This is a genomic window from Azospirillum sp. TSH100 (assembly GCF_004923295.1).
Lineage (GTDB): Bacteria > Pseudomonadota > Alphaproteobacteria > Azospirillales > Azospirillaceae > Azospirillum.
Window position 1 is genome coordinate 293,094 of the sequence record NZ_CP039637.1, and the last position, 23,361, is coordinate 316,454.

A 23,361-nucleotide genomic window follows, 5' to 3' on the forward strand; every position below is an offset into this window, starting at 1 on the left:
TTATCCCTCCACCGGAACAGGCGCCGTTTCATCCAGCAGGCCGCGTGACTTCAATGCCTGCCAGAAGGCGGCGGGAATCGACGCCCGGGCCCAGGCGAGGTTGGTCGCCAGCTGGTCGGCGTTGCGCACACCGGTGACGCAGGATGCCACCGCCGGATGGGCCAGCGGGAATTGCAGGGCTGCGGCCGGAAGCTCCACGTCGAACTCGCGGCAGGCGGTGGCGAGTGCCTTGACCCGCGCCACCATCTCCGGCGGAGCGTCGGCATAGTTGAACTTGCCGTTGCCGGCGAGGATTCCGGAATTGAACACTCCGGCGGCGACGATCCGCGTGCCGGACGCGAGGCAGCGCTCCAGAAACGGCGACAGGCTGGTCTGTTCCAGCAGGGTGTAGCGGCCGGCCAGCATGGTGCAGTCGAGATTGACCTCGTCCATCGCGTCCAGCGCCACCTCCCATTCATTGACCCCGAGGCCGATGGCGGCCACCGCGCCGTCGCGCCGCAACTCCTCCAGCGCACGGAAGCCGCCGCCACGGGTCAGCGCGTTCCAGTGATGGGCATGGGCATCACCATGGGTGACCCGGCCGATGTCGTGGACATAGAGGATGTCGATGCGGGCAAGGCCGAGGCGTTGGAGCGAATCCTCCACCGAGCGCAGGATGCCGTCGCGCGAGTAATCATAGACCGGATGAAAGGGCAGGGGATCGGCCCAGCCGTTTGCATCGACGCCTTGCACGCGTGCGCCGTCGGCATTGGGGCGGATCAGCCGACCGACCTTGGTTGACAGCACGAACCCGTCGCGCGGCCGGTCGCACAATGCTGCGCCCAGCCTCCGCTCCGACCGGCCATAACCGTAATAGGGAGCGGTGTCGAAATAGCGGATGCCGGCGCCCCAGGCCGCTGTGACGAGCTGGTCGGCTTCGACCGGGTCGGTGGGGCGGTAGAGCCCGCCCAGTTGCGCGCAGCCCAGCCCGATCACCGGGAGCGACAGGCCGGAGCGCGGCAGGATGCGGCGGTCGGTCATGGTCATGGGGAGATTGCCTCGGCTGCGGAGAACTCGATGGTGAAGAAAGTGGCGTGCGCGGCGAGGGACCGGGCGTCGCGCACGCCCAAGGCCAGGAGAAGGAGCTATGCAACCGGTCGGTGGGAAACCGGATCAGTACAGGACGTTCTGGGCTTCCGGCGTCGCCAGATTGGCCTTGGTCACCAGCACCACGCCGGTGTCGATCGCCTTTTCGACCTTCTCGCGCTTGGTCAGCTTGACCGCCGTCTGCACGCCCAGATAACCCATCTGGTAGGAGCCCTGGACGGCGATGGCCTCCAGCGTGGCGTCCTTGACGAAGCCCTGGAGATCCTGGTTGCCGTCGAAGCCGACCGCGGTGATGTGGCCGGCCTTGCCGCTCTGGGCGAGCGCGCGGCCCATGCCGATGGCAGTCGGCTCGTTGGCGCCGAAGATGCCCTTCAGGTCGGGGTTGGCGGCCAGCACGTCGGTGGTCTGGTTCAGCGCCGTCGCCATCTGCGACTGGGAATAGAAGGGGCCGACGATCTCCAGCTTGGAATGGTCCTTGATGTATTTGGTGAAGCCGCCGACCCGGCCGATCTCCGATCCGGCACCGGCGACATAGGACATGACGGCGATCTTGCCGCTGGTGCCGACCTTGTCGATCAGCGCCTTGGCGCACAGCTCGCCCGCCTTGACGTTGTCGGTGGACAGCATAGCCTGATAATACTGCTTGCCGGCGTCGGAAATCGCGGAGTCGATCAGCACGACCGGGATCTTCGCCTCCCACGCCTTCTTCAGGGCCGGGACCAGCGCATCGGGGTCGGAGGGGGCGAGCACGATGCCGGCGACCTTCCGGTTCACCGCATTCTCGACCATGTTGACCTGATCGGCGATGGCCGATTCCGACGCCGGACCCTGGAAGGTCATGGTGTAGCCGTCCGCCTCCTTCTGGGCGGTGGCCGCACCCTTCTGCACATTCTGCCAGAAGGTGGAGTTCACGGTCTTCACCACCACCGCAATTTCCTTATCCGCTGCCAGAGCGGAACCGGCGGCGAGCGCGATGGCGGACGCCAGACAGGCCGAAACGAAGCGCTTCATGGTTTCACTCCCTATTTGGTTCGTTCTTGGGCAGACGTTTGCTGGTCGATAACGCCGGTCAGCGCCGGTTGCGGATCTGGTCGATCCAGACGGTCAGCAGGATGACCAGACCGATGATGATCTGCTGGGTGAAGGCCGATACGCCGTTCATGTTCAGACCATTGCGCAGGATGCCGATCACGAAGGCGCCGATGGCGGTGCCGGAGATCGTGCCCACCCCGCCGATCAGCGAGGTTCCGCCGATGACGGCGCTGGCGATGGCGTCCAACTCGTACATCACGCCCTCGTTCGGCTGGGCGGTGACGAGGCGGGACATCAGCACGCAGCCGGTCAGGCCGGCCAGTGTGCCGGACAGCACATAAGTGAACAGGGTGACGCCGGCGACGTTGACGCCGGACAGCCGGGCGGCTTCCGCATTCGACCCGACAGCGTATATGTGGCGGCCCAGCGTGGTGCGGCTCAGCATGATGGCCACGGCGATGGCGATCACCACCATCAGCACCACCGGATAGGGGATGCCGGGGAAGACCACGTCGGGAAAGCCGTCCTCGCCGATGCGGACGATGCGGAACATTGCGCCGTTGCCAAGTTCGCCGAAGGATTCGCCCAGGCCCGACACGGCGCGGGCACCGGTGATCTGCAACGCGACGCCGCGCGCCACCATCATCATGCCCAGCGTGGCGATGAAGGGCGGCAGCTTCAGCCGCGTGACGCACAGCCCGTTCAGCAGGCCGCAGAAGGCGCCGACCAGGATGCCCAGCCCCATGCCCAAGGGCACCGGCGCACCCGCCTTGACCGCCAGCGCCGCCACCACGCCGGCCAGCGCCAGGACGGAGCCCACCGACAGGTCGATTCCGCCGGTGATGATGACGCAGGTCGCCGCGATGCCGAGATAGGCGATGGAGGTCACCTGCAAGGCGATCGTCATGCCGTTGCCGACGCTGAGGAAGGCGTCGCTGGTCGTGGAGAAGACGGCTACCAGCACCAGGAGTCCGGCGAGTGCCGCGAATTTCTGGATCAGATCCTTGCGCCGGTCGTTCATCATCCGGCCGTTCATCGCTTGCGGGCCATCGCTCGTCGGCTGATGCGGGGAAACGGCTGTTTCAAGAACCTTCGTCGTAGGGTTGCTCATGTCGTTTCGGCTCCCGGTGCCACCGGGCGGCCGTGGCCCGAGGCGAAATGCATGATTTCTTCCTGGCTGGTTGCGCGCGTGTTCAGCACGGCGGTGATCCGGCCTTCGTGAAAGACGGCGACGCGGTCGGTCAGGCCGAGGATCTCCGGCAATTCGGAGCTGATCAGCACGACGCCGATCCCCTCGGCGGCCAGCCGGTCGAGAAGCTGGTAGATGGCGAACTTGGCGCCGACATCGATGCCGCGTGTCGGCTCGTCGAAGAACAGGATGCGCGACTGGCGGAACAGCCACTTGGCGATGACGATCTTCTGCTGGTTGCCGCCGGACAGCAGACGGGCCACCTGGTGCGGCGACGGCGTGCGGATCGACAGCATCTGGATGTAGCGCCACGCCGCCTGCTCTTCCGCCTTGCGGTCGATGAAGCCGAGCGCGTTCGACACCGCCTCCATGTTGGCCAGCGTCAGGTTCTGGGTGACCGACATTTTGACCGCCAGACCCTGGCTCTTGCGGTCTTCGGACAGGTAGGCGATGCCGTGGGCGATGGCGTCGCGCGGGGTCTTCACCTCGATCTCGCCGTCGCCCAGCCGGATGGTTCCGGCGTCCAGCGGGTCGGCGCCGAAGATCGCCCGCGCCACCTCGGTGCGGCCGGCGCCCATCAGCCCGGCGAAGCCGAGGATCTCGCCGCGCCGCAACTCGAACCCGACATCGTGGAAGACGCCGCGACGGGTCAGCCCGCGCACCTCCATCAGCACGTCGGCGGTGGGGACGGATGTCCGCTCCGGGAACTTGTCGTCGAGTGAGCGGCCGACCATCAGCGCTACGATCTCGTCGACGCAGGTGTCGGCGAAATTGCGGGTGTCGACGTAACGCCCGTCGCGCAGAACCGTGACGCGGTCGACGATCAGCGCCATCTCGTCCAACCTGTGCGAGATGTAGACGATCCCCACCCCTTGCTCCTTCAGTTCCCGGATCACCTGGAACAGCAGGGCGGTTTCGGATTCGGTGAGGGACGAGGTCGGCTCGTCCATGATGACGATCTCGGCGTTCAGCGACAGCGCCTTGGCGATTTCCACCATCTGGCACTGTGCGACCGACAGCGATTTCACCGGCGCGTCGGGACGGATGTCGACGCCGAGCCGGTCGAGACAGCACTGGGCCTGCCGGCGCAATGCGCTCCGGTCGATGAACCAGCCGCGTTTCGGCTCCCGTGCCAGGAAGATGTTCTCGGCCACGCTCAGATGCGGGACGAGGTTCAGTTCCTGGTGGATGATGGCAATGCCGGCCCGTTCGGCGTCGAGCGAGGAGGTGAAGCGCCGGATCTCGCCCTTGTAGGTGATGCCGCCCTCGTCCGGCTGATATTGGCCGCTGATGATCTTCATCAGCGTTGATTTGCCGGCGCCGTTCTCACCGCACAGCGCATGGACCTCGCCGCGCCGCAGGTCGAAGCCGACGCCAGCCAGCGCCAGCACGCCGGGGAACCGCTTGGTGATGTTGTCCAGCCTCAGCAGCTCGGTTCCCGCCCACGGATGGGGGAACCGCTCGGGGGCTGTGTCGAGCGACGCTTGCTGCATGGCTCCTTCCCATCCAGTGCGATTGGCACTGCCGTTTTTTGTCGTCCTTGCGGAGCAGCCGAACCGACCGGGGCCCGGTCAGGTGTTGGTCCAGCCGCCGTCGATGGCAATGGCCTGTCCGGTCATGAAGGAGGACTCGTCGGATGCAAGGTAGACGGCCAGCTTCGCCACCTCCTCCGCCGTGCCCAGCCGGCCCATCGGCTGGCGGGCGATGAAGGCGGCCCGCGCGGTGTCGTAATCCCCCAGCGCCCGCATGCGGTCATGCAGCGACGGGCTGTCCACAGTACCTGGGCAGATGGCGTTAACGCGGATACCGCGGGTGACGTAATCGGCGGCGACCGACTTGGTCAGGCCGATCACCGCGGCCTTGGTGGTGCCGTAGACGAAGCGGTTCGGCGCGCCGATGATCGAGGAGGCGACCGACGACATGTTGACGATGGACCCGCCGCCGGATTCCAGCATTCCTGGCAGGAAGGCCCGGATCATCCGGTACATCGACCGGACGTTCAGGGTCACGGCGAAATCGAAATCCTCCTCGGGGCAGTCGAGCACCGTACCGGCATGGACATAGCCGGCACAGTTGAACAGCACCGAAGGTGCCGGAACCTCTGCCGCGAAAGCGCGGATCGCCGCGGGATCGCAGACGTCCAGCCGGCGGATGGTGATACCGGGTGTGCCGTCCAGTTCGGCCAGCAGGCCGTCGTTGATGTCGGTCGCCACCACGCTGGCGCCCTCCTCCGCGAAGGCCAGTGCGGCAGCCCGGCCCATTCCCTGTGCCGCGGCGGTGACGATGGCGGTCTTGCCCTGCAGTCTGGCGGTCATGGCGGTGTGTTTCCCCCCAACTCGATGTCCGGTCTGTTTCGATTTCGCCGGGATCATCGTGGTTGCCACAATCCGTGCTGCGGATCGTCTGTTTTATATACACATCGCCATTGCGCCTGTAAATCTATCTGTCAGTCCAACGAAAAGATTTCCGATATACGCCGGGTGGCTTCGTCCAGCGCGGCCAGGATCTCTTCCGGCTCCTTCGGAACCTGCCGGGTGCGCAGATAGGGGCAGGTCAGGGCGGCAACCGCCCCCCCCTCCCGACGGTCGATCACCGGGCAGGACAGATCGACCACCGCCTCCGTGATTCCGCTTGGGCGGGCGACATGGCCGGCGGCGCGGATGGCGTCCAGGTTGCGGGTCAGCGCATCCAGGTCGATCCACGGATCCTCCCGCCGCAACTCTTCATACAGGGCATGGCGGCGCCGGGCGCTTGTGAAGGCCATCAGGCAATGGCCGGAGCCAGTGAGGACCAGCGGCTGGCGGTAGCCGATGCGAACAGTGAAGCCGATGTGGCTGGTGCTCTCCACCCGCGCCACCACGGCGATCTGGGTGCCCGACATCACGGCAAGATGACAGGAATAGCCGGTCTTCTCGGCAAAGGCGTTCATGAAGGGTAGGGCGATCTCGATCAGCGAGCGATTCACCGGCCGGTTCATGCCCAGCCGGAACAGCCGGTCGGTGACCCGGAAACGGTCGTCACCCTCCAGCCGCTCGATATAGCCGCGCTGCGCCAGCACCGAAACCATGCGGAAGATCTCGCCCTTGGTCCGGCCCACCCCGTCGCCGATCTGCTGCAACGACTGCGGATCGCGGCATTCGGATAGGAATTCCAGGATGTCCAACCCCTTTTCCAGTGCCGGGGCTGAATATCGCCGCTCCCGGTCCGGAGTTTCGGGCGTATCGGCAGACATGTCGGTCGGATCGGTATCGGTCCCGTTCACAATGGCGTCCCCTCTTTTGCCGATGCGGCTCCGTTTTACCTATGATTCTCCGGATTCACGGGAAAAACAATGGAGGACTGCCGGCATGCGGGTGAGGTTCTCCTCCAACCAGGGGAAGATCCGACGGATTTCAAAGAGGGCGGGGGAAAATACGGGCCGGCCGGGGCGCGGCGACCGAACGGCCGCGCCCCGATGGCGATCGGTCAGAATGTTTCGTAGGCCAGCTTGGAGTCGGTGGCGATGACCCGGCAGATTTCGCGCTGGCCGAACAGTTCGAACAGCAGTGGCGTGGTGAAGGTGTCGAGCAGGGTGGAACTGATCAGCCCGCCGAAGATCGCCACAGCCACCGGCTGAAGGATCTCGGTGCCGGCCCGGTCGTTGACGAACAGCAGCGGAATCAATGCCAATCCCGCCGCCATCGCGGTCATCAGCACCGGCGTCAGCCGTTCCGCACAGCCGCGCAGAATCAGCTCCCGCCCGATCGGCATGCCTTCATGCAGGTTGAGGTTGATGAAGTGGCTGACCTTCAGAAGGCTGTTGCGCACGGCGACACCCGTCACGGCGATGAAGCCGATCAGTGCCGCCAGACTCAAATCCTGCCCGGAAATCCACAGGGCGGCGATGCTGCCCGCCACCGCCAGCGGGATATTCCCCATGACGATCAGGCATAGCCGCCAGGACCGGAAGCGCTGGTGCAGAACCAGGAAGATCAGGGCGATGGAGATGGGCGTCAGGATCGCCATCATCATTCGGCCGGTTTCACCTTCGCGGAAACTGCCTTCCAGGCTGGTGCGATAGCCGACGGGCAGGGGGGTGGAGGCGATGAGCTCTCGCATCTCGGCGACGATCTTGGCAGTATCCGACCCGTCGGTGTTCGCCATCACCGCGATGCGCCGCACCGCATCCTCGCGCAGGATCAGGCTGGGGCCAGGCGTGACCGAGACGGTGGCGAAGGACGACAGCGCGACGGAGCCCGACGGTGTGTCGATCCGCAGCAGCCCCAGCTTTTCCGGGGCACGGTCGCCGTCGTTCAGGCGCATGACCACGTCATAGCGGCGCAGGCCGTCGATGATCTGCGACACTGTCCGCCCACCGGAGAAGCTCTCCAGCGCCTGGGTGATCACGGCCGGCGTGATGCCGAACATCTCCGCCCGCTCATAATCGACTGTAACGCGCAGCTGCGGTGTGAATTGCTGCTGCTCGACCAGAAGGTCGACCAGTCCCGGAATGTTGGAGAATTTCTCGCGGAACTTTTCCGCCAGCATCCGCAACGTGGTCAGATTCTGTCCGTAGATCTTCAGAATGATGGCGCCGCGGACACCGCTGTCCTCCGACTGCATGCGCTCGGTCAGAAACTGGGTCACAGACAGGTCGGCGGAGAAGATCGACAGCCGGCGGCGGATGTCGGCCATCACCTCCTGCCGGGTGCGGCCGTGATCCAGCACGATCTTGATCGGCATCTCGTTGTCGTTGACCGGATCGCCGTCGGCATCCTGCTCGTATCGGCCGGCACGGCGCGACATCGCCTTCACCTCCGGCACCTGCATGATGATCTGCTCGGCCATATGGCCGATCCGGTTGGACTCCTCCAATGAAGTTCCCGGGTTCAGCAGAAGGGTGACATAGATGTTGCCTTCATTGAAATCCGGCAGGAAGGAGCGCGGCAGCAGCGGGACCGAGGCCGCGGCCAGTGCCACGGTGATGCCGACCCCGATCAGTACCTGGCGCGGCCGGTCGAACACCCACATCAGGCCACGGCGGTTCAGCTGTTTCAGCCAGCAAATGAACCGGCCTTCATGCGAATGCTCAAGGCCGCGCATGCGCGGGAACAAGTAGGAGGCCAGCACCGGCGTGATCGTGATCGAGACCACCAGGCTGGCGAAGATCGACACGATGTAGGCCATCGCCAGCGGACCGAACATCCGGCCGGGTTGGCCCGGCATGGCGAACAGCGGGATGAAGACCAGCAGGATGATGGCGGTCGCATAGACGATGCCCGACCGCACCTCTTGCGAGGCGCGGGCGATGACGGTCATGACCGGCTCCGGCTTCGGCCGTTTCCGATTCTCGCCCAGCCGGCGCAGGATGTTCTCCACGTCGACCACCGAATCATCGACCAGTTCACCCAGTGCGATGGCGATGCCGCCCAGCGTCATGGTGTTCAGGGTCACGCCGATCATGTGGAAGACCAGCACGCTGACCACCAGCGAAATCGGAATGGCGAGCAGCGAGATCGCCGTCGAGCGGACATTCGCCAGGAATAGCATGAGCACGACCGCAACGATGATCATGCCGTCGCGCAGGATGTCGCCGACATTGCCGATCGCCTCGTTGATCATGTCGGCTTGGCTGTAGGAGATCTGGCCCAGCACGATTCCCGGTGGTGCCGTGGCCTGCATATCGGCCAGCAGTTGCCGGACCGCCGCATCCACCTGCACGGTGTTCGCCGACGGATGCTTGACGATGGCGACATTCACCGACGGAATGCCGTTGAAGGCGCCTTCGCCGCGCTTCAGCCTTGCCGAGAACTCCACGCTGCCGATCTGGCTCAGCAGCACCGGCGTGCCGTCGCGGTAGGCGACGACCAGCTTGCGCATGTCCTCCAGCCGGCTGGACTTGCCGATGTTGCGGATCGGGAATTCCTGGCCGCGCGCCTCGGCGAAGCCGCCGCTGCTGTTGGTGCCGAAGGCGGTCAGCGCCTGTTCCACCTGTTGCAGCGTGATGCCGAGGTCATTCATCGCGACCGGGTCGGGCGTGAAGCGGAAGGTCTTCACCTGACCGCCGATCAGGAAGGCCTGGGCCACGCCCTCCTGCGCCAGGATGCGGGGGCGGAGCACGAGCTCGACATAGTCCCGCAGCGCCATCGGGTCCGCCCCGCCGGTGACGCCCATATGCATGATCAGCCCGGTCGCCGCCGACATCGGCGCCAACTGCGGCTGAAGCCCGGCCGGCAGACGGTCGCGCACCTGCGCAAGGCGCTCCATCACCAGCTGGCGGTTCAGCTGCGGATTGGTTCCCCAGGCAAAAACCGCCAGCACCCGCGAGAAGGAGGCGCTGGAGGTGCTGCGCACGCGCGTCACCCCGGCGATACCGCTCAGCGCCGATTCGATGGGCAGGGTGACCAGCTGTTCCACCTCCTCCGCCGCGAGGCTGCCTGCTTCGGTGACGACGTTGACCGTCGGCTGGCGCAATTCCGGCAGCAGGTCGATGGGCACGTCCCGCGCGACGAACAATCCCCAGGCGACGAGGACGGCCGATGCGACGAGGACGAAGACGCGCTGGCGCAGGCTGAAGGCGACGATCGCCTGAAACATCGATGGGGCCTCAGCGGGTGGAGGGCGGAGCGGATGAGGTCAGGTGGCTTTGGCGAGCGGGATGGCGACCGCCGAGCGGCGGGCCCGCCGCTGCATCAGCAGAATCGTGACCGCCGACCCGATCAGGCCGGACACCAGCGCAATGGTCAGCAGGCGGCCGAAGCCTACGCCACGGACGGGCACCGGCGGTGCCGATTCCAGAACCAGCTTCGTCTTGGCTTCACAACTGCCGGCGGATGTGCCGACCGCCACGGTGAGGTTGTCCTCCCGCAGGCCGCGGCCGGGTTTGTAGGGTGCGGTGAACAGGCCGTCCGCCACTTTCTGCATCGCCAGCGGCGAGCGGCTGTGGGCGCGGGTGACGGTGATCACTGCATCTTCGGCCGGCGCATTGTCGGCGATCCGGTCGACATAGGCCTGCAGGCTGTCGTCGGCGACCACCAGGACGACGCCAAGGTCGCACATCTCCATAGCCGAGCGTGGGGCCCGGTTGGACGCCCCGTCGCCACCGTCGTCGGCAAGGGCCGGCGCGGCAAGGACAGTCAGGCCGCTTGTCAGCCCCCCGATGAGGGCGGCGGCTATGGCCTGTCGGAGGCGGCCCATCCTGCATCCGGTCTGGTGCATCGTTCGCATCCTCCCCTTATTGCAGCTGTGTCATGAGGCCGGTGCCGCGGACGACGATCCGGGCTCCCTCGGTCACGCCGTTCAGGACGAGGACGGTCTGGGCGTCGATGTCCTGTGTCTGCACCACGCGCGGAACGAACGTCTCAGGCTCGGTCTGTTCCCACACCTGCTGGATGCCGTCGCTTCCGACCGCGACGGCGGCGCGGCGGACCGGCATGCCGCGCGTGGCGGCCTGTTCGCCCGGCATCAGCACGGCAACCGGCCGGCCGACCCGCAGGCCCTTCGGCGGGTTGTCGATACGGAACAGCATCGGGATCGATTGCTGACGGACCGAAGGGCCGCTGCCCATGTAGGTGACGGCCATGCTCTGCCCTTCCGGGGTCCGTGCGCTTGCACGCGAACCGGGCGAGGCTTCGGCGGCGATGGTCGGATCGGGCACAGTGACCTCGACCCACAGTTGCTTCGGGTTCACGATGTCGAACACCATCTCTCCCGGCTGCGTGACGCGTCCGGTCACCGCGGTGGAGGACGCGATCACCCCGTCGACGGGTGCCCGCAGATATTCCTGGGTCTTCAGCAGCGGCAGCAACGCCTCGCGTTCCTGTCGCAGGCCCTGGAGGCGGGTTTCCAACTGGATCACCTTGCCTTCGCGGAAGGGTACGAAGCTGAACTGCTTGGTGATCTCCAAGCTTTCCGCGGTGATGCGGATCTCGTTGGTCAGGCGGGCGATCTCGCGCCGGACGCTGCTGCGGTCGACGACGCCGACCACCGGCACCACCATGCCGAGGATCTGGCCCTTGCGCACCTCGTCGCCGACGACCGGGATACCGGTTTCCGGCGCCTCGAACCGGCCGAGCAGCCCGGCTTCCACGCGGCCATGCGCCTTGGGATCGGGCACCACCCGGCCGTTCAGCTTGCGGACGGCGCGCACCTCCGAGACGGCGGCGCGTTCGGTGCGCACCTCGAACATGCGTTGCAGGCCCTTCGGAACGAAATAGGAGCCGTCGGCATTCCGGGCGGAGCGGTCATAGACCAGATTCGCCAGCAAGCCGGCCGGAATGGGTTGGAGTGGCGCACGCACCTGCTCCTCCGCCGGTTCAGGCGGCGGAGCCGCGGCGGTCTCCGCAGCGGAATCGGGTACGGCGGCCGTCTCCTGGGCTGGCGAGGCGGCGGTGGGCTGCGCCGTCTCCTGGACCGGCGCCGGCGCTGTCGTCGGGACCACGGGAGCCGCCGACTCCATGACGGGAGCCTGGGCGTGATCGGTCGCGGTGTCGACGAACTCCGGCCGCGGCAGGGGTGTCTTGTTGACACCCATCATGTAGGCGGTTTCGTAGAGTGCCTGCCCGATGCCGGTATAGGCCGACGACAGCATGTCGCCCGCCGACCACAGCAGCCCCGTGGAGCCTTGGTAGAGATAGCCGGCCGCGGCCCCTGCCGTCTGTGTGATCGATTCGAGCCCGCCGGCGGGTGTCGGCGGCTGTGCGGTCGGTTTGGCGGGGCCGGCGGCACCCGCGGCCGACGCGTTCGCCGTTGCCGCCTGCGGCTGCACTGCCTGCGGTTGTTCGGCGCCGCCGGCGTGCGCGGCAACGGGCGATGCCGCGGCAATCGCTATGGAAAGAGCGACAGCGGCCCGCTTCGAACGGCGGGCGAAACGGCGGGCCGGACGATTGATGACCATAAATGCGAACCCTCGGACACACTCTGAAAGAGAGTCTGTCAAAGGTTATAAAGAAATAGCAAGCGCGGCGATGCGGATTCGTCCGGCAATCGGTGCCGCTTCTGAGCGTGGATGACCGGGGCGCGATCGGGGCTGGCTGTGCCCCTGTAGCCTATGCCCTGCTGGAGCCCCTTCACCTCCGCGAAAAAGTATCCTTAGCGCCAACCGTGTCACCCACGGGGCACGGACGAGCAATCCCGACGCCTCCCCGGCGGTACGTCGCGAATGCGCCGGCGGCACCGGATGCGTCATCGACGCACCGGCGAGGCGGCCAAATTTATGGAGTCGTGCAACCCATCGAGGGAGATCGCGAGATGCCCATCCGGCCGATCGGGCAAGGCGTGGCGGCTGTCATGGCCGCCAGCATGATCATCGCGGCATCGGTGGCGGCCTCGCCGGCATTGGCCGCCGCGGCTGCCGGTTCCGGCAGCGGGAACGGTTCCTGGCCGGCGCTCGCGGAGATCGCCACACCATCAGGGGAGCGGGAGGTCGCCGAACGGCAGGCCGCAGGCTGTGCGCTGCTCGGACTGGGGGTCACCGGTCTGGCGGTTGCATCCGGGGCGCTGACGGCGGCGGGAACCGGCGGTGCCGGGGCGGCGCCGGTCGGGGCAGCTCTGGGGGAGGTGGTCGCGTATTTTGGGGCGGGCTGCACCATCGGCGCTTTCCTCTCCGCCCTCCCGCTATTCGGATATGCGCCGGCGGATGCGTCGGGTGAATCGGGTACGGCGGTGAAAGGCGGTCCGCCGCCGCGGCTGGACGGGGATCGGATCCTGACCGATGCACAGCCCGCCGCACTGCGATGACGCTCACGTCCGGGCGATCGGGGCGAATGGCGGTGGCCGCATTTTCGTGGTAGCTTGGTACCGGTTCCCCAATGTCCGGAGTAGATCCCATGCGCATGCTGTCGCCAATGGTGTTCGCCGCGTTCCTGGCAATCGCGCCGTTGAGCGCGGGTGCTCAGACGGTTCCGGCCCCTGTCCCTGTCCCCCCGCCCGCGTCGTCGACGATTCTCGGCATGTCGCCCAATCAGGCGCTGGCGATCGGTGTCGGCATGATCGCCGGCGGCGTGGGCATGAGCGCGCTGGCGGAAGGGCCGTTCACGACGGTGGTCGGCAGCATTGCCGGCGCCCTGATCGGCAACTGGTGGTATGCGACGCAGCCGATGCCTTCGCGTGCCACGCCGATGCGCTATCAGACGTCGGTCGCCGAAGCCAACTGAGGGTGCGCCTGGGTGGTTTCCAAAGCGGACGGCTCTGCTCGCCACATCGTTTTCTCATAATCCTTTTTCAGGCTCCTTGTGCCGGCCGCCCATAGCGTCCGGCCTAGGCGCCAATCCCGTTATTGCGCTTCCTGCACATGGATGGTCGCACCCTTGCGTGCGCTGGGCCAGCGGGGGACCCGTGCGACCACATGTGCAATCAATGGCTTGGCCGATTGCGGCGGCACGACGGCGGCCATTCGAGGATTGCCAAATATAATCAGACGTTGTGCTGCAAATGGTGACGAAGTCCGGGATCGAAACGTCCCCGTCATGCAGGCGATCATTCCGGCGTGACTGGCCGTACGCTGCTGAAAGTGAGGAAGTCCTTTCGGTTAGAGAGCGTAGAGGGCTTTCTCAAGCCCCTCTTTTGAGGTACCTTTGCGGTATATGGCCTTCAGATTATCTCCGTGGCCAACCCTATGAATTTCAGCAGAACCCTTTGGTGTCTGGCGGCCCTGCCGCCGGAACCATCGATTGAAACTGAAGGTGATCGCCAGCCGTCACCGCCATGTCAGGGAATCGGAACATGACGACCAGCAATCTGGCCGGCGAACAGGATGTCGCCAATCCGCCGCCGCATCTGTCGCAGTCGGCGGATAGGGCCCCTCCATCCGCGGCGGGCTCTGCGGGCGGGCAAGGTGCTGCGGTGGCATTCCAGGACCCACCGGGCCGCGGTTCGGGCAAGACCATGCCCATCCTGGCCGCGGTCGTCGGCATCGCGGCGATCGGCGGCGTGCTGCTGTCCTTGCAGTCACATGGCACGGCGCTGAAGGATTTGTCTGCCCGCATCGATTCATTGGAACGCAGGCTGGATACGGCAGCCGCCGCCACGGCTCCGTTGCCCGACCGGATCGCCGGGATCGAGAAGGCGGTTGCCGGGCTGGAGGGGCGCGTTGCCCAGGCTGCGAAGGCATCGTCCGACCTGTCCGGCATCTCCCCGGTCATCCACGTGATGGCGGCGAGGCAGTTGCGCGCCGCCTTGTCGCGCCCTACGCCATTCCATGCCGAACTGGCGCTGGCGCGTCTGGCGGGCATCGTGGATGGGGAATTGGCGAAGCTTTTGGACGGGTTGGCGCCGCGCGCCGTGGAGGGCGTGCCGACGCGTGACGATCTGGTGGCGCGCTTCGCCCTTCTGGTGCCCTCCGTGCTCGGATCCGAGCTGGGCGGTGGGCCGAGCGGTGTCGGGAACGCGATGTGGGGCTGGGTCACCGGCGTGACGACGGTGCTGCGACCGCCGGCCGAAGAGGCGACCGGCGATGAGAACCGTCCGTCCGCGCTGTTGGCCCGGGCCGGCATCCTGCTGGAGGCCGGCGACCTTCCCGGCGCCGCCGAGCGCATCGCCCTGCTGGAGGGTGCGCAGGCGGAAGCCGCGGCGCCGTGGCTGACCGATGCGCGGGCACGCGTGGCCGCCGACCAGGCATCGCTGCAACTGACCCGCCGCATGGATGAACTGCTTACGGCGGAAAAGCGCTGAAAAGAAACGGGAAACTCGGAGGGGGCGAGAAGCATGGATTTCGGATTGTTATCGCTTCCGGTGCTCGCCTTGTCGGCGCTTCTCGGCTACGCGGTCGTCTTCGACACCAGCGCGGTGATGTTCCACGATATCGGGGTTCCCAACGCCATCGAATCCCAGGGATACACGCCAAAGGTCATGGCGGCCCGCCTTGCAAACGAGGTGCGCTCGATCGATCAGAAGGCGCGTACCGTCAAGGACATCCGTGACTTCTCGCTGCCCGACGACGATTCCGCGGTCAATGCGCTGAGCGACTATTTCCAGTTCGCCGAACCGGTCCGCGCGACGCAGGAAATGCTGGGGCTGATCCGTTTCACCTTCAACGGTGACATGGTCACCCGCGGCGACGACCTGCAACTGTCGGTGCGCGGCTACGGCTACAATGGCCGCAAGCCGTTCAATCGCAGCATTTCCGGCAAGGATCCCGACCAGATCCTGCACGAAATGGCGGTCGATATCGTCCGCTTCATCGATCCGTACGTCGTCGCCTCCTACATGTACGAGACGACGCGCGACGCCAATTCGAAGGATTTTGCCAGCACGATTCGTGAGGTGCGCTATTGCATGGTCCATCTGCCGAAGAGCGACCTGCATTGGGCGTACAACCTGCATGGCCTGGTTCTGACCCAGCAGGGCAAGCCGCAGGAGGCCATCGAGCGCTTCAACGAGGCTTTGAAGCTGAAGCCCGATTTCCTGCTGCCGGTCTACAACACCGGCAACGCGCTGCTTGACATGAAGCAGTACGATCAGGCCATCGCCAAGTTCAAGGAAGTGCTGAACCGTGATGTAAAGGGCGACATCCGTACGCCGCATGCTTACACCCAATGGGGTGTAGCGTTGATGCGGCAGGGCCGGATGGACGAGGCCGCGCAGATGATGCGGAAGGCGATCGCGGTCGATCCGATGTATGCCGACGCCTACTACCAGCTCGGTCAGCTTCTTCGGCAGCAGGGCAAAGCCGAGGAAGGGCGGGAGATGATTCAGCGCGCCATCGACCGGGCTCCGCAGCGTATGCTCTATGCTGCGGAGCTGAATCAGGTGCTGACCAACTGACCCGGCTTCGGCGCGATCGACATAAAGAGGCCCCCACTTTCGGGGGCTTTTTTTTGGATCACTGTTTTTAGGCTTATTGGGCAGTGCCGAGAGTGCCTGCAATCAAGGCACCGGCCATCGGTGAGACGATCCCCGACAGTTCCTGGTGGTATCGGTTCAGCGCGCTATGCGCCTCTTCCTCCAGTGCTTCGCGCTCGGTCGATTCCCAAAGCTTGAGCGCTACCAACTCGATAGCCAGACCGGCACCCAGCACCGTCGCTCCGGCTGCCGCGCTGATCAGGAAGGGCGCGGTTTCCGCCAGCGACACCGGAGCCACCGCCAGGACTGTCGGCTCGACGACGACACCAACACCGCGCCGCGCTGCCTGTCGGCCCGCCATGACCAGCGCCTCACGCTGCCCCAGCCAACCGACCTCGTCATTGGGGTCTGACACCGGCAGCGCCGGACGGACGGAAGACATGGGAGGGAGGCCGAGTGCGTCGGCCTCGGACACCATGACGGCGACCGGCGCGCCGGTTGATGCCCCGCCGCGCTCTTGAGCCAGCCGGTCCAGCGCGATCCGGCGTTCGGCGATGAAGGCCTCCCGTTGCCTTGTGGCGTTCAGCGTCACCTCGTCCATCGCCTGGGTAAGCCGCGTGCGCACCATGACCGGCTTCAGGACCATCTCGCGGAAACGCTCGGCTACCGCGACCTTAACGGCCGATTCAGGATCGGTGCCGCTGACGACGCCGCTGACCGCGGTAAATGTCAGGCGATAGGTGGTGAAAAAGGAAAAGCGCCATCCGACGAAGGCCGGGATCTCCGCCCGCATGACGGCGGTCGTCTCGTCGATGGCAGTCCGCAGCCGCGCCTCGGCATCCTCGGTGGCGGTCACCGTCGCGCGGACACGGGCAAAACGCGTTTCGGCGAGGAATGCCTCCCAGTCGGATCTGGCCATCACAACCGGCGGCGCCGGGTCTCCGGTCCGCCCGCTGCGCACGATTGCGACCGGTTCGTCCAGCACCCTACCGGGGCTGGCCGAGTCCAGCTTGGCGGATTGGGCCATCGCTGGTGCACAGACAGCACTTGCCGTGGCGATCGCAGCCAGCAGCCCAAGTCCGACGATGCGCCTCACGGCTGTCACCATGGGGCGGTGCCGCGGCAACAGGAGATCGAGCATCCGAACGCCATGGATACCGGTCAGGTCCGGTTCAGGAAGCGGCCAAGGGTGGTGGCGACATACTCGGCGATGATGTCGTCGGCCTGATTGGCCGCCAGCCGTGCTTGCGCCTGTCCAAGCCATGGCCGCACCGCTGCCGCCGCGTCGCCTTCCAGTGCAGCGAGGATCTCTACGGCACCATGCAGGTCGTTTTCCGCCAGCCGGGCCTGCGCCCGTGCCGCGATGCTGGACGGCCGTTCCGGATGCGCCGCTTCCTCCGCCGGGGCCGGGTCCTTCGACCAGCCCGTGAAGTTGGTCAGCCAATGCACCATGGATGGCCGGGTTTCGGTATAGGCCAGCATATCGGCCAGCCCGGCGAACTCGCGGCGCAATTGGAGTTCCAGCGGAATGCCGATACTGGAATAGGATTCGACGCTCTCCAGCAGCGGAGCCAGCGTGTCGAAGGTTCCACCGAAGGCCTTCACCACCTTCAGCTCGGCGTCGAAGGGCACCGGCCGCCGCATCATCCCGCGCAGCTGCAGCAGGGCAATGACGCGAACCTGCGTCTCCATGCCCGCCTCGGTAGCCTTGAAACCGGCCGTCTGTTTGTTGGTCTTTGCCACGGCGTCGGTCAGCTCGGCCAAACGGCGGTCCAGTTCGGACAGCGACTGCACCAGCCTGCCGGTTTCCACATCCTGCCGGGCCTGCCATTCGACCCCCGGCGGACGCAGATGCAGGAAGCGGTAAACCGGCGGCGTCCAGTAAGGGGCGGTCACCGTCGCCGCCAGTGCCGCCAGCGCCACGAGCATGGCCGGGCGGCTGCTGCCGTCAGGACGGCGGGGCGGCAGGTCATCATGGCCATGATGGTGAGCAGGGGATGCCGGGGTGGCGCCGGCGTTGGAATCACTGTCGCTCGTCATGACCACGGCTCTCAGTTGTATAATGCGCTCATACTGTACCGCATATATCCATCGCGCGCACCACACGAAAGCGCTTGCGAATGAGTGTCGGAATTACAGTGTCAGAACCGAGATCACGGCGTGGACCAGCAGCGTCAGGGTGACGCCGACGATGATCGACCGCGCGATGGCGGCATTGATCTCCAGCACCGACTCCTTGCGGCCGCCGCCGATGACGATGGCCGCCGCACCGGCCAGCAGGGCGCTGAGCCCGACCTTCAGCAGGACCCATCCCATCCGGGGGGTCACATGGTCGCCTTCCAGGATCAGCTTCTGGAAGAACTGCTCGCGCCACAGCTCGAAATTCTGCTGTGGGAACTGGATGTGCCATGTCTGCATCGAACTCCAGCTCGCCACACCCAGCGACAGCACCAGCAGCATCAGCGCCCCCATCACCATGTTGATGAGGATGGCCGAATAGATGTAGGTGCGCGCGGTGATCCCCAGATTGTCCATCGCCTTGAACTGCGAGGACAGCACGCGGTTGCCGATGTCGGCGGCGATGATGGCGTTGTTGCGCGCCACGAACAGGATGCTGGAGATCAACGGCACCGCCACCGTGCCCTGGACCAGACCCAGCCCGACCAGTGTTTCGTCATGCAGCAGTGATTTCAGGTAACCGCCGAAGGAGTTGTAGTGAAAGCCGAACCACATCGAGACGAATCCCATGATGAGCGCCCCCGCTCCCATGTAGATCAGCATCAGTGGCGACACGCACAATTCCCAGAAATACTCTGCCATGTAGCGGCCGAACCAGTAGAGCCGCGACCGGTGGCCAATGGAGGATGGCCACGGGTTGCGTTGTTCCTCGCCGTTTTGGGGGGCGACCATCGCCGCTGGCGCCGCGCTGTCGGTGTCGAGCTTCATCAGCTCGGCCTCGATCGCGTCGGCGTCCTTCGGCACTTCCACCAGCCGTCTCGTGCGGGTGTCGAGCAGGAGCACCCGGTCCGCCACCGGTAGCAGATCCTTGACATGATGGGCGACGATCAGTGCCGGCTTTCCCATGCCGACGCACAGGTCGCGGATCAGTTCGCCAAGCCGCCGCGCCATCCGCACGTCGAGGCCGGAATTGGGCTCGTCGAACAGCAGAACCGGACGGTCGGCCAGCAGGGTCCGCGCGATGGCCAGACGCTGGCGCTGTCCGCCACTGCACGACGCGACGGTCTTATGGACGCCGATGTCGCCCAGCAGCGCCGTCGCATCGGCCAGCAGAGCCGGGGCGGGCGGCCGGCCGGCATGATCGGCGGCGATCCGCAGATTCTCCAGTGCGCTCAGGTCGTTGAACAGCGCATGGTCCTGAAAGACGATGCCGCCGACCTGGCTGCGTTCGGTCTCAAGGTTGAGCGTGCGGTCGCCGCAGGTCAGCCGGCCGGTGACCCCCCAGCCGCCGGGCCCCGTTTCCAGCAGGCCGCCCAGCAGCTTGACGATGGTGGATTTTCCCGAACCGCTTGGCCCCACCAGCAGGACGATCTCCGCCGGCTTGATGGTGAATGTGGCGTCGCGCACCAGGACCGCACCGGTCGGGCGGCGGATGCCGAGCCCGGCGATTTCGAGCGCGTTGTTCGTGGTGGTCATTGCGGCACGCCATACAAGAGAGGCCGGGGGGCGAAGCGGTCGAGCGCGAGGATCTGGTCGCGCTGGCGCGGGCTGGTCAGGATGACCAGCCGGCCGGGCCGGCCGGTGATGAAGCTGCGGAAGATATAGGCGGCCAGCGCGTTCAGGTCCGACTGCGGATGGACGCCGAACAGGACCTGAGGCGCCAGCCGGGCCAGTTCGCTCGCCGGCTGGGAGGCCGGGGTCAGGTAGGCGCCGAGCCGCTGGTCGGTCAGCAGCCGGTGCACCGCATCGCGCATCCGCGGATCCCGGACCATGGCATCCATCGCATTGTTGGCGAAGGTCTGCATGAAGGCCTTGGCCTGCCAGCTGTCCAGGATGCGCTGTGTCGTCTTCTCGACCAGCCCCTGTTCTCGCACATCGCGCTGGATGCTCTCCAGCGCCTGTTCGACCGGCGTGAGGTTCCACGGCTGGTCCTGAAACAGCTTGAACACCGAACCGACATTGGCCGATAGCATGTCCCACACCATCGGCTCGGCCCGTTTCATCACGATGCCCCGCAGGTCGCGGCCGATCGCCTCGCGCAGGACAGGCTCGGCGCTGCGCACCAAGTCGTCATAGGCGGCCCTGGTGCCGGGATGGCGCCAAGCGGTGTCGATGGCCTGCCGGCCGACATCCTTCAGCACGGAGCGGTATTCGTCGTTGAATTCCGGCGAGCGCAGCACCGCGTCGATGGCGTCGCGCAGGCCCACCCCCAGCTTTTCGATGCCCTGCCGCAGCGCGGTGCGCTCCTCGTCCGATGCCAGAAGCCACAGGACCCTGAGGTCGGCGTTGAACAGCAACCCCTCGCTTTCCTGGGTCAGTTCCGGGTCCGACGGGTCGTAGAGCGTGACGTCGATCCGTCCGCCCATCCGCATCCGGGCGACGCCGGCGCGCAGCGTCGAATGGTCGGGGCGCAGGACGAAGACCGGCATGGCTTCGTCCCCCGCGGCAGGGTCGCCGTCCGGCAGGCGGTAGGCCAGGGTGGATGGGGCGTGCCGTGTCGGCAGCGCGGTCCAGCCCGCGGAGAGGAACAGAATCGCAAGGCCGATGCTGGCGGCCATCGCCGCCGGTCGGCCGAACATGACGGTTAAGGCGCGCACGGACCCGGATAACCTCTTGCAGTGTGGACCTTCCGATGCGCGGACGGACGCAGCGATAACACGTGTCCGGCGTCGGATTGTAAAGCAGCTTTGTCACGCAAACGGACCGGCAAGAGGGCTGGCCGGCGGAGGCCCGGTCCGGTAGAGTGGCGATCCAGGCCTTCCCCTTGCCTTCGCAGGCTTTCCGATGCTGACGACCGCGGGATTCATCGTCAGGATGCTGCTGACCTTGCTTACGGTTTTCGGCACCTACAACCCCTCTGGCTATTCCTATTACCACTGGATCGGCATGGAGGACACCGGGCACTGGACGCTGAAGCTGTTCGTCGGCACCGTCATGATCTTCCTGATCTATACTCATGTGCTGGCGACCTACCGGTCGATGAAGCTGATCGGGATGCTGCTGGTCGCCGTCATCTATGGCGTGTCGGTGTGGATGCTGTGGGATTACGGTCTGCTCGATCTGGACAACCCAACCACCCTGACGCTGACCCTGCTGACCGGGGTGGCGACGCTCCTGGGCACCGGCTTCAGCTGGTCCCTGGTTCGCTACCGGCTGTCCGGACAGGTCGATTCGCAGAACGTCATTCCGCCTTGACCCAATTCGCCACGGGCGCTGGCTGCAAAAAAGCTGGCCTCCGAAACGCTGGTTGAGGAGCCGGCCTCGTGAAGTTCTATGGCTACATCGTCCGCACGCTCAGCTGCTTCCTGCTGCTGTTCGCCACCTGGAACCCGGCGGGGTACTCGTACCTCGCCTGGATCGGCGAGGATGACGGCACGCGCCTGTCGGCGAAGGCCGCGGTCGGGGTGCTGCTGTTCGCCATCTATGTCGTCTATCTACGCATTGCGTGGCTGGCATTGGGCGTGCTCGGCATCGGAATTTCGGCGGCGATCCTGCTGAGCGGCTACATGACCTTGCGCCATTTCGACGTGTTCGACGGTCAGGCGCCGTTCTGGACCGGCTATCTGATGCTGACGCTGGCGTCGGTCACGCTGGCCGCCGGCCTGTGCTGGGCGCATTTCAAGCGGCGGGTCATCGGCACCTCGCAGGTCATCTACCCGCCGCCGTAAGCCATGCCGGCCGCGCCACCCGATGCCGGCCTATTGCGGCAGGCGGAAGCGGGGCAGGCGGAAGTGGCGATGGCGGGGGAACAGGCCAAACAGATTGTAGCGGTATTCCTGGATCGCCAGGATGCCAACGAGGAAAATCCAGAAATTCAGCCGGTTACACAGCCATAGGCCCAGCATCGCGGCATAGAGCGTCAGGATAGCGGTCATCGCAGCCACGATCTGATCGAAGACGACAGTCGCAACCGCCCGCCGCCAGCGCAGCCGGAGAAATCCGCCGATGGCATGACCGACCAGCAGAGCGCCGGCGGCGGCGACGCCCAGGGTCAGGTTCAGCCGCTCGTCGTCCAGGATCAGCCGGTCAAGCAGCAGCACGGGTGCCGCGGCCATCCGGTCGAGCACCAGATCGCCGAAGGCGTCCATGTCGATATCCCAGGGGCCGCCGCGGTTGAAGATGCTGTCGAAGCTCAGCGGCTGACCCGGCAGGGGTGTCACCGCGACGAGGCAGATGCCCATCAGAAAGCCGGCGATCGCCGCCTTGTCCTTCCTCATCGTGCCATAGGCAGGCCAATGGGCGACGCTATCCGTCAGCCAGCGGTAAAGCAGCAGCGGAACGACGATCAGCAGCACCCCGACGGCGTCGGACGCGGCAGACGAAAGGAGGTTCAGAACGTCCATCGCTCATTGCCCGAAGCCTTGAGAACAGCGCGCCTACGCCAGCCCGGTCTCCTAGACCTCGATGCCCTTGTACCAGCGCTGGGTCGGCAGGATACCGGCGCGGCGCGGCTTCCAGCCATTCTCGATCATGATGCGCTTGACCTGGCGCCGCGCTTCCTGCTCGCCGATGGAGCTGTTGGTGAAGTCGCGCAAGATCGAAGCGGTCTGATCGAACTGCTTCTTGCTGATCTTGCCCTTCTTGCCGGCCTGCTTGTCGAGGATCTGGCGAACACGGCGTTCGGTCTCGCTCTCGAAGACATAGTCATTGTCGTCCGCGACGGCCCGCATCATGCCGCGCGCCTCGTCCAGCGACAGACCGCAGCGGATCACGCCTTCCTCAAGGACACGGCGCTCCGCATCACGATCGATGAACTTGCTGGTCAGGCCGCTCAGCTTGACAAGGTCGGCAAATCTGCGGCGCGGATCTTCGGTATCGGCCATTGCGGATCCTGGATTTGGAAACGGCGAGTTGAAACAGCGAACTTGCGACGACGGAAAGCACGGGTGCCCTTACCCGGACAGGCGCTGGGGCCCCTATCCGGGTAACATATCCCTATGAGAGTAATTCGAAAGGCGGAGGCGAAGGCAACAACTTTTCACGGCACCCGTTGCTTGTCACGCCCGCACGTTGATCGGATACAGTTAACAAAACTTTTACGCCGGCATGCCGGCGCGTTCGTCGGATGCGGTCGATCGGCAACACGCACCTTCAACTTACTGCCGATCCGGGGTACA

21 protein-coding genes are annotated in these 23,361 nt (G+C 65.7%); 6 read left to right on the plus strand and 15 right to left on the minus strand.

Translation table 11 applies throughout. The features are described 5' to 3' along the window. The 9 genes from E6C72_RS22960 to E6C72_RS23000 form a co-directional block, all read right to left on the minus strand. Positions 1-1,026, minus strand: a complete 1,026-nt coding sequence (locus E6C72_RS22960; protein WP_109084478.1) for an aldo/keto reductase — start codon at positions 1,024-1,026, stop codon at positions 1-3. 126 nt (positions 1,027-1,152) lie between these two features. Then, positions 1,153-2,097: an ABC transporter substrate-binding protein gene (locus E6C72_RS22965; RefSeq protein ID WP_109084479.1), complete on the minus strand. Its 945-nt coding sequence runs from the start codon at positions 2,095-2,097 to the stop codon at positions 1,153-1,155. A gap of 58 nt (positions 2,098-2,155) precedes the next feature. Beyond that, positions 2,156-3,229: an ABC transporter permease gene (locus tag E6C72_RS22970; protein ID WP_247875509.1), complete on the minus strand. Its 1,074-nt coding sequence runs from the start codon at positions 3,227-3,229 to the stop codon at positions 2,156-2,158. Continuing rightward, entirely contained in the window at positions 3,226-4,800 is a 1,575-nt protein-coding gene (locus tag E6C72_RS22975) for a sugar ABC transporter ATP-binding protein (RefSeq protein ID WP_109084481.1), read from the minus strand. Before E6C72_RS22975 ends, E6C72_RS22970 begins: the two co-directional genes overlap by 4 nt. Positions 4,801-4,878: 78 nt before the next feature. Next, a complete protein-coding gene (locus E6C72_RS22980; protein WP_109084482.1) occupies positions 4,879-5,622 on the minus strand; it encodes an SDR family oxidoreductase in 744 nt (247 codons plus the stop codon). 131 nt (positions 5,623-5,753) lie between these two features. Further along, positions 5,754-6,569 carry an IclR family transcriptional regulator gene (locus E6C72_RS22985; RefSeq protein WP_199228686.1) on the minus strand — a complete coding sequence of 272 codons (816 nt, stop codon included), beginning with the start codon at positions 6,567-6,569 and terminating at the stop codon, positions 5,754-5,756. Between the two features lie 203 nt (positions 6,570-6,772). Further along, positions 6,773-9,883 carry an efflux RND transporter permease subunit gene (locus tag E6C72_RS22990; RefSeq protein ID WP_109084483.1) on the minus strand — a complete coding sequence of 1,037 codons (3,111 nt, stop codon included), beginning with the start codon at positions 9,881-9,883 and terminating at the stop codon, positions 6,773-6,775. A gap of 39 nt (positions 9,884-9,922) precedes the next feature. Then, positions 9,923-10,483 carry a hypothetical protein gene (locus E6C72_RS22995; protein ID WP_109084484.1) on the minus strand — a complete coding sequence of 187 codons (561 nt, stop codon included), beginning with the start codon at positions 10,481-10,483 and terminating at the stop codon, positions 9,923-9,925. 37 nt (positions 10,484-10,520) lie between these two features. Beyond that, positions 10,521-12,182 carry an efflux RND transporter periplasmic adaptor subunit gene (locus E6C72_RS23000; RefSeq protein WP_109084485.1) on the minus strand — a complete coding sequence of 554 codons (1,662 nt, stop codon included), beginning with the start codon at positions 12,180-12,182 and terminating at the stop codon, positions 10,521-10,523. Positions 12,183-12,535: 353 nt separating this feature from the next. Between E6C72_RS23000 and E6C72_RS23005 the strand changes: the two genes are divergently transcribed. From E6C72_RS23005 to E6C72_RS23020, 4 genes are all read left to right on the plus strand, one after another. After that, positions 12,536-13,024 (plus strand): hypothetical protein, encoded by a 489-nt coding sequence (locus E6C72_RS23005; protein ID WP_109084486.1) that lies wholly within the window; start codon positions 12,536-12,538, stop codon positions 13,022-13,024. A gap of 89 nt (positions 13,025-13,113) precedes the next feature. Further along, positions 13,114-13,440 carry a hypothetical protein gene (locus E6C72_RS23010; protein WP_199228687.1) on the plus strand — a complete coding sequence of 109 codons (327 nt, stop codon included), beginning with the start codon at positions 13,114-13,116 and terminating at the stop codon, positions 13,438-13,440. 568 nt (positions 13,441-14,008) lie between these two features. Beyond that, the gene (locus tag E6C72_RS23015; protein WP_158280117.1) at positions 14,009-14,956 is read left to right on the plus strand and encodes a COG4223 family protein; all 948 of its coding nucleotides are present in this window, start codon (positions 14,009-14,011) and stop codon (positions 14,954-14,956) included. A 33-nt stretch (positions 14,957-14,989) separates the two neighbouring features. Next, entirely contained in the window at positions 14,990-16,048 is a 1,059-nt protein-coding gene (locus E6C72_RS23020) for a tetratricopeptide repeat protein (protein WP_109084488.1), read from the plus strand. Between the two features lie 73 nt (positions 16,049-16,121). On the opposite strand, the gene E6C72_RS23025 is transcribed toward E6C72_RS23020, so the two are convergent. From E6C72_RS23025 to E6C72_RS23040, 4 genes are all read right to left on the minus strand, one after another. Beyond that, positions 16,122-17,207, minus strand: a complete 1,086-nt coding sequence (locus E6C72_RS23025; protein ID WP_109084489.1) for a hypothetical protein — start codon at positions 17,205-17,207, stop codon at positions 16,122-16,124. Between the two features lie 20 nt (positions 17,208-17,227). Further along, the gene (locus tag E6C72_RS23030) at positions 17,228-18,106 is read right to left on the minus strand and encodes a COG4223 family protein (RefSeq protein ID WP_247875510.1); all 879 of its coding nucleotides are present in this window, start codon (positions 18,104-18,106) and stop codon (positions 17,228-17,230) included. Between the two features lie 93 nt (positions 18,107-18,199). Beyond that, on the minus strand, positions 18,200-19,720 hold the full coding sequence (locus E6C72_RS23035; protein WP_109084490.1) for an ATP-binding cassette domain-containing protein: 1,521 nt from the start codon (positions 19,718-19,720) through the stop codon (positions 18,200-18,202). After that, the gene (locus tag E6C72_RS23040; protein ID WP_109084491.1) at positions 19,717-20,841 is read right to left on the minus strand and encodes a hypothetical protein; all 1,125 of its coding nucleotides are present in this window, start codon (positions 20,839-20,841) and stop codon (positions 19,717-19,719) included. Before E6C72_RS23040 ends, E6C72_RS23035 begins: the two co-directional genes overlap by 4 nt. A gap of 187 nt (positions 20,842-21,028) precedes the next feature. Between E6C72_RS23040 and E6C72_RS23045 the strand changes: the two genes are divergently transcribed. Then, on the plus strand, positions 21,029-21,439 hold the full coding sequence (locus E6C72_RS23045; RefSeq protein WP_109084492.1) for a DUF6524 family protein: 411 nt from the start codon (positions 21,029-21,031) through the stop codon (positions 21,437-21,439). A 68-nt stretch (positions 21,440-21,507) separates the two neighbouring features. Beyond that, positions 21,508-21,912: a DUF6524 family protein gene (locus E6C72_RS23050; RefSeq protein ID WP_109084493.1), complete on the plus strand. Its 405-nt coding sequence runs from the start codon at positions 21,508-21,510 to the stop codon at positions 21,910-21,912. Positions 21,913-21,942: 30 nt separating this feature from the next. On the opposite strand, the gene E6C72_RS23055 is transcribed toward E6C72_RS23050, so the two are convergent. Together E6C72_RS23055 and E6C72_RS23060 are read right to left on the minus strand one after the other, a co-directional pair. Then, positions 21,943-22,587: a hypothetical protein gene (locus E6C72_RS23055; RefSeq protein ID WP_109084494.1), complete on the minus strand. Its 645-nt coding sequence runs from the start codon at positions 22,585-22,587 to the stop codon at positions 21,943-21,945. Between the two features lie 51 nt (positions 22,588-22,638). Beyond that, positions 22,639-23,067 (minus strand): hypothetical protein, encoded by a 429-nt coding sequence (locus E6C72_RS23060; RefSeq protein WP_109084495.1) that lies wholly within the window; start codon positions 23,065-23,067, stop codon positions 22,639-22,641. Between the last annotated feature and the right edge of the window lie 294 nt (positions 23,068-23,361).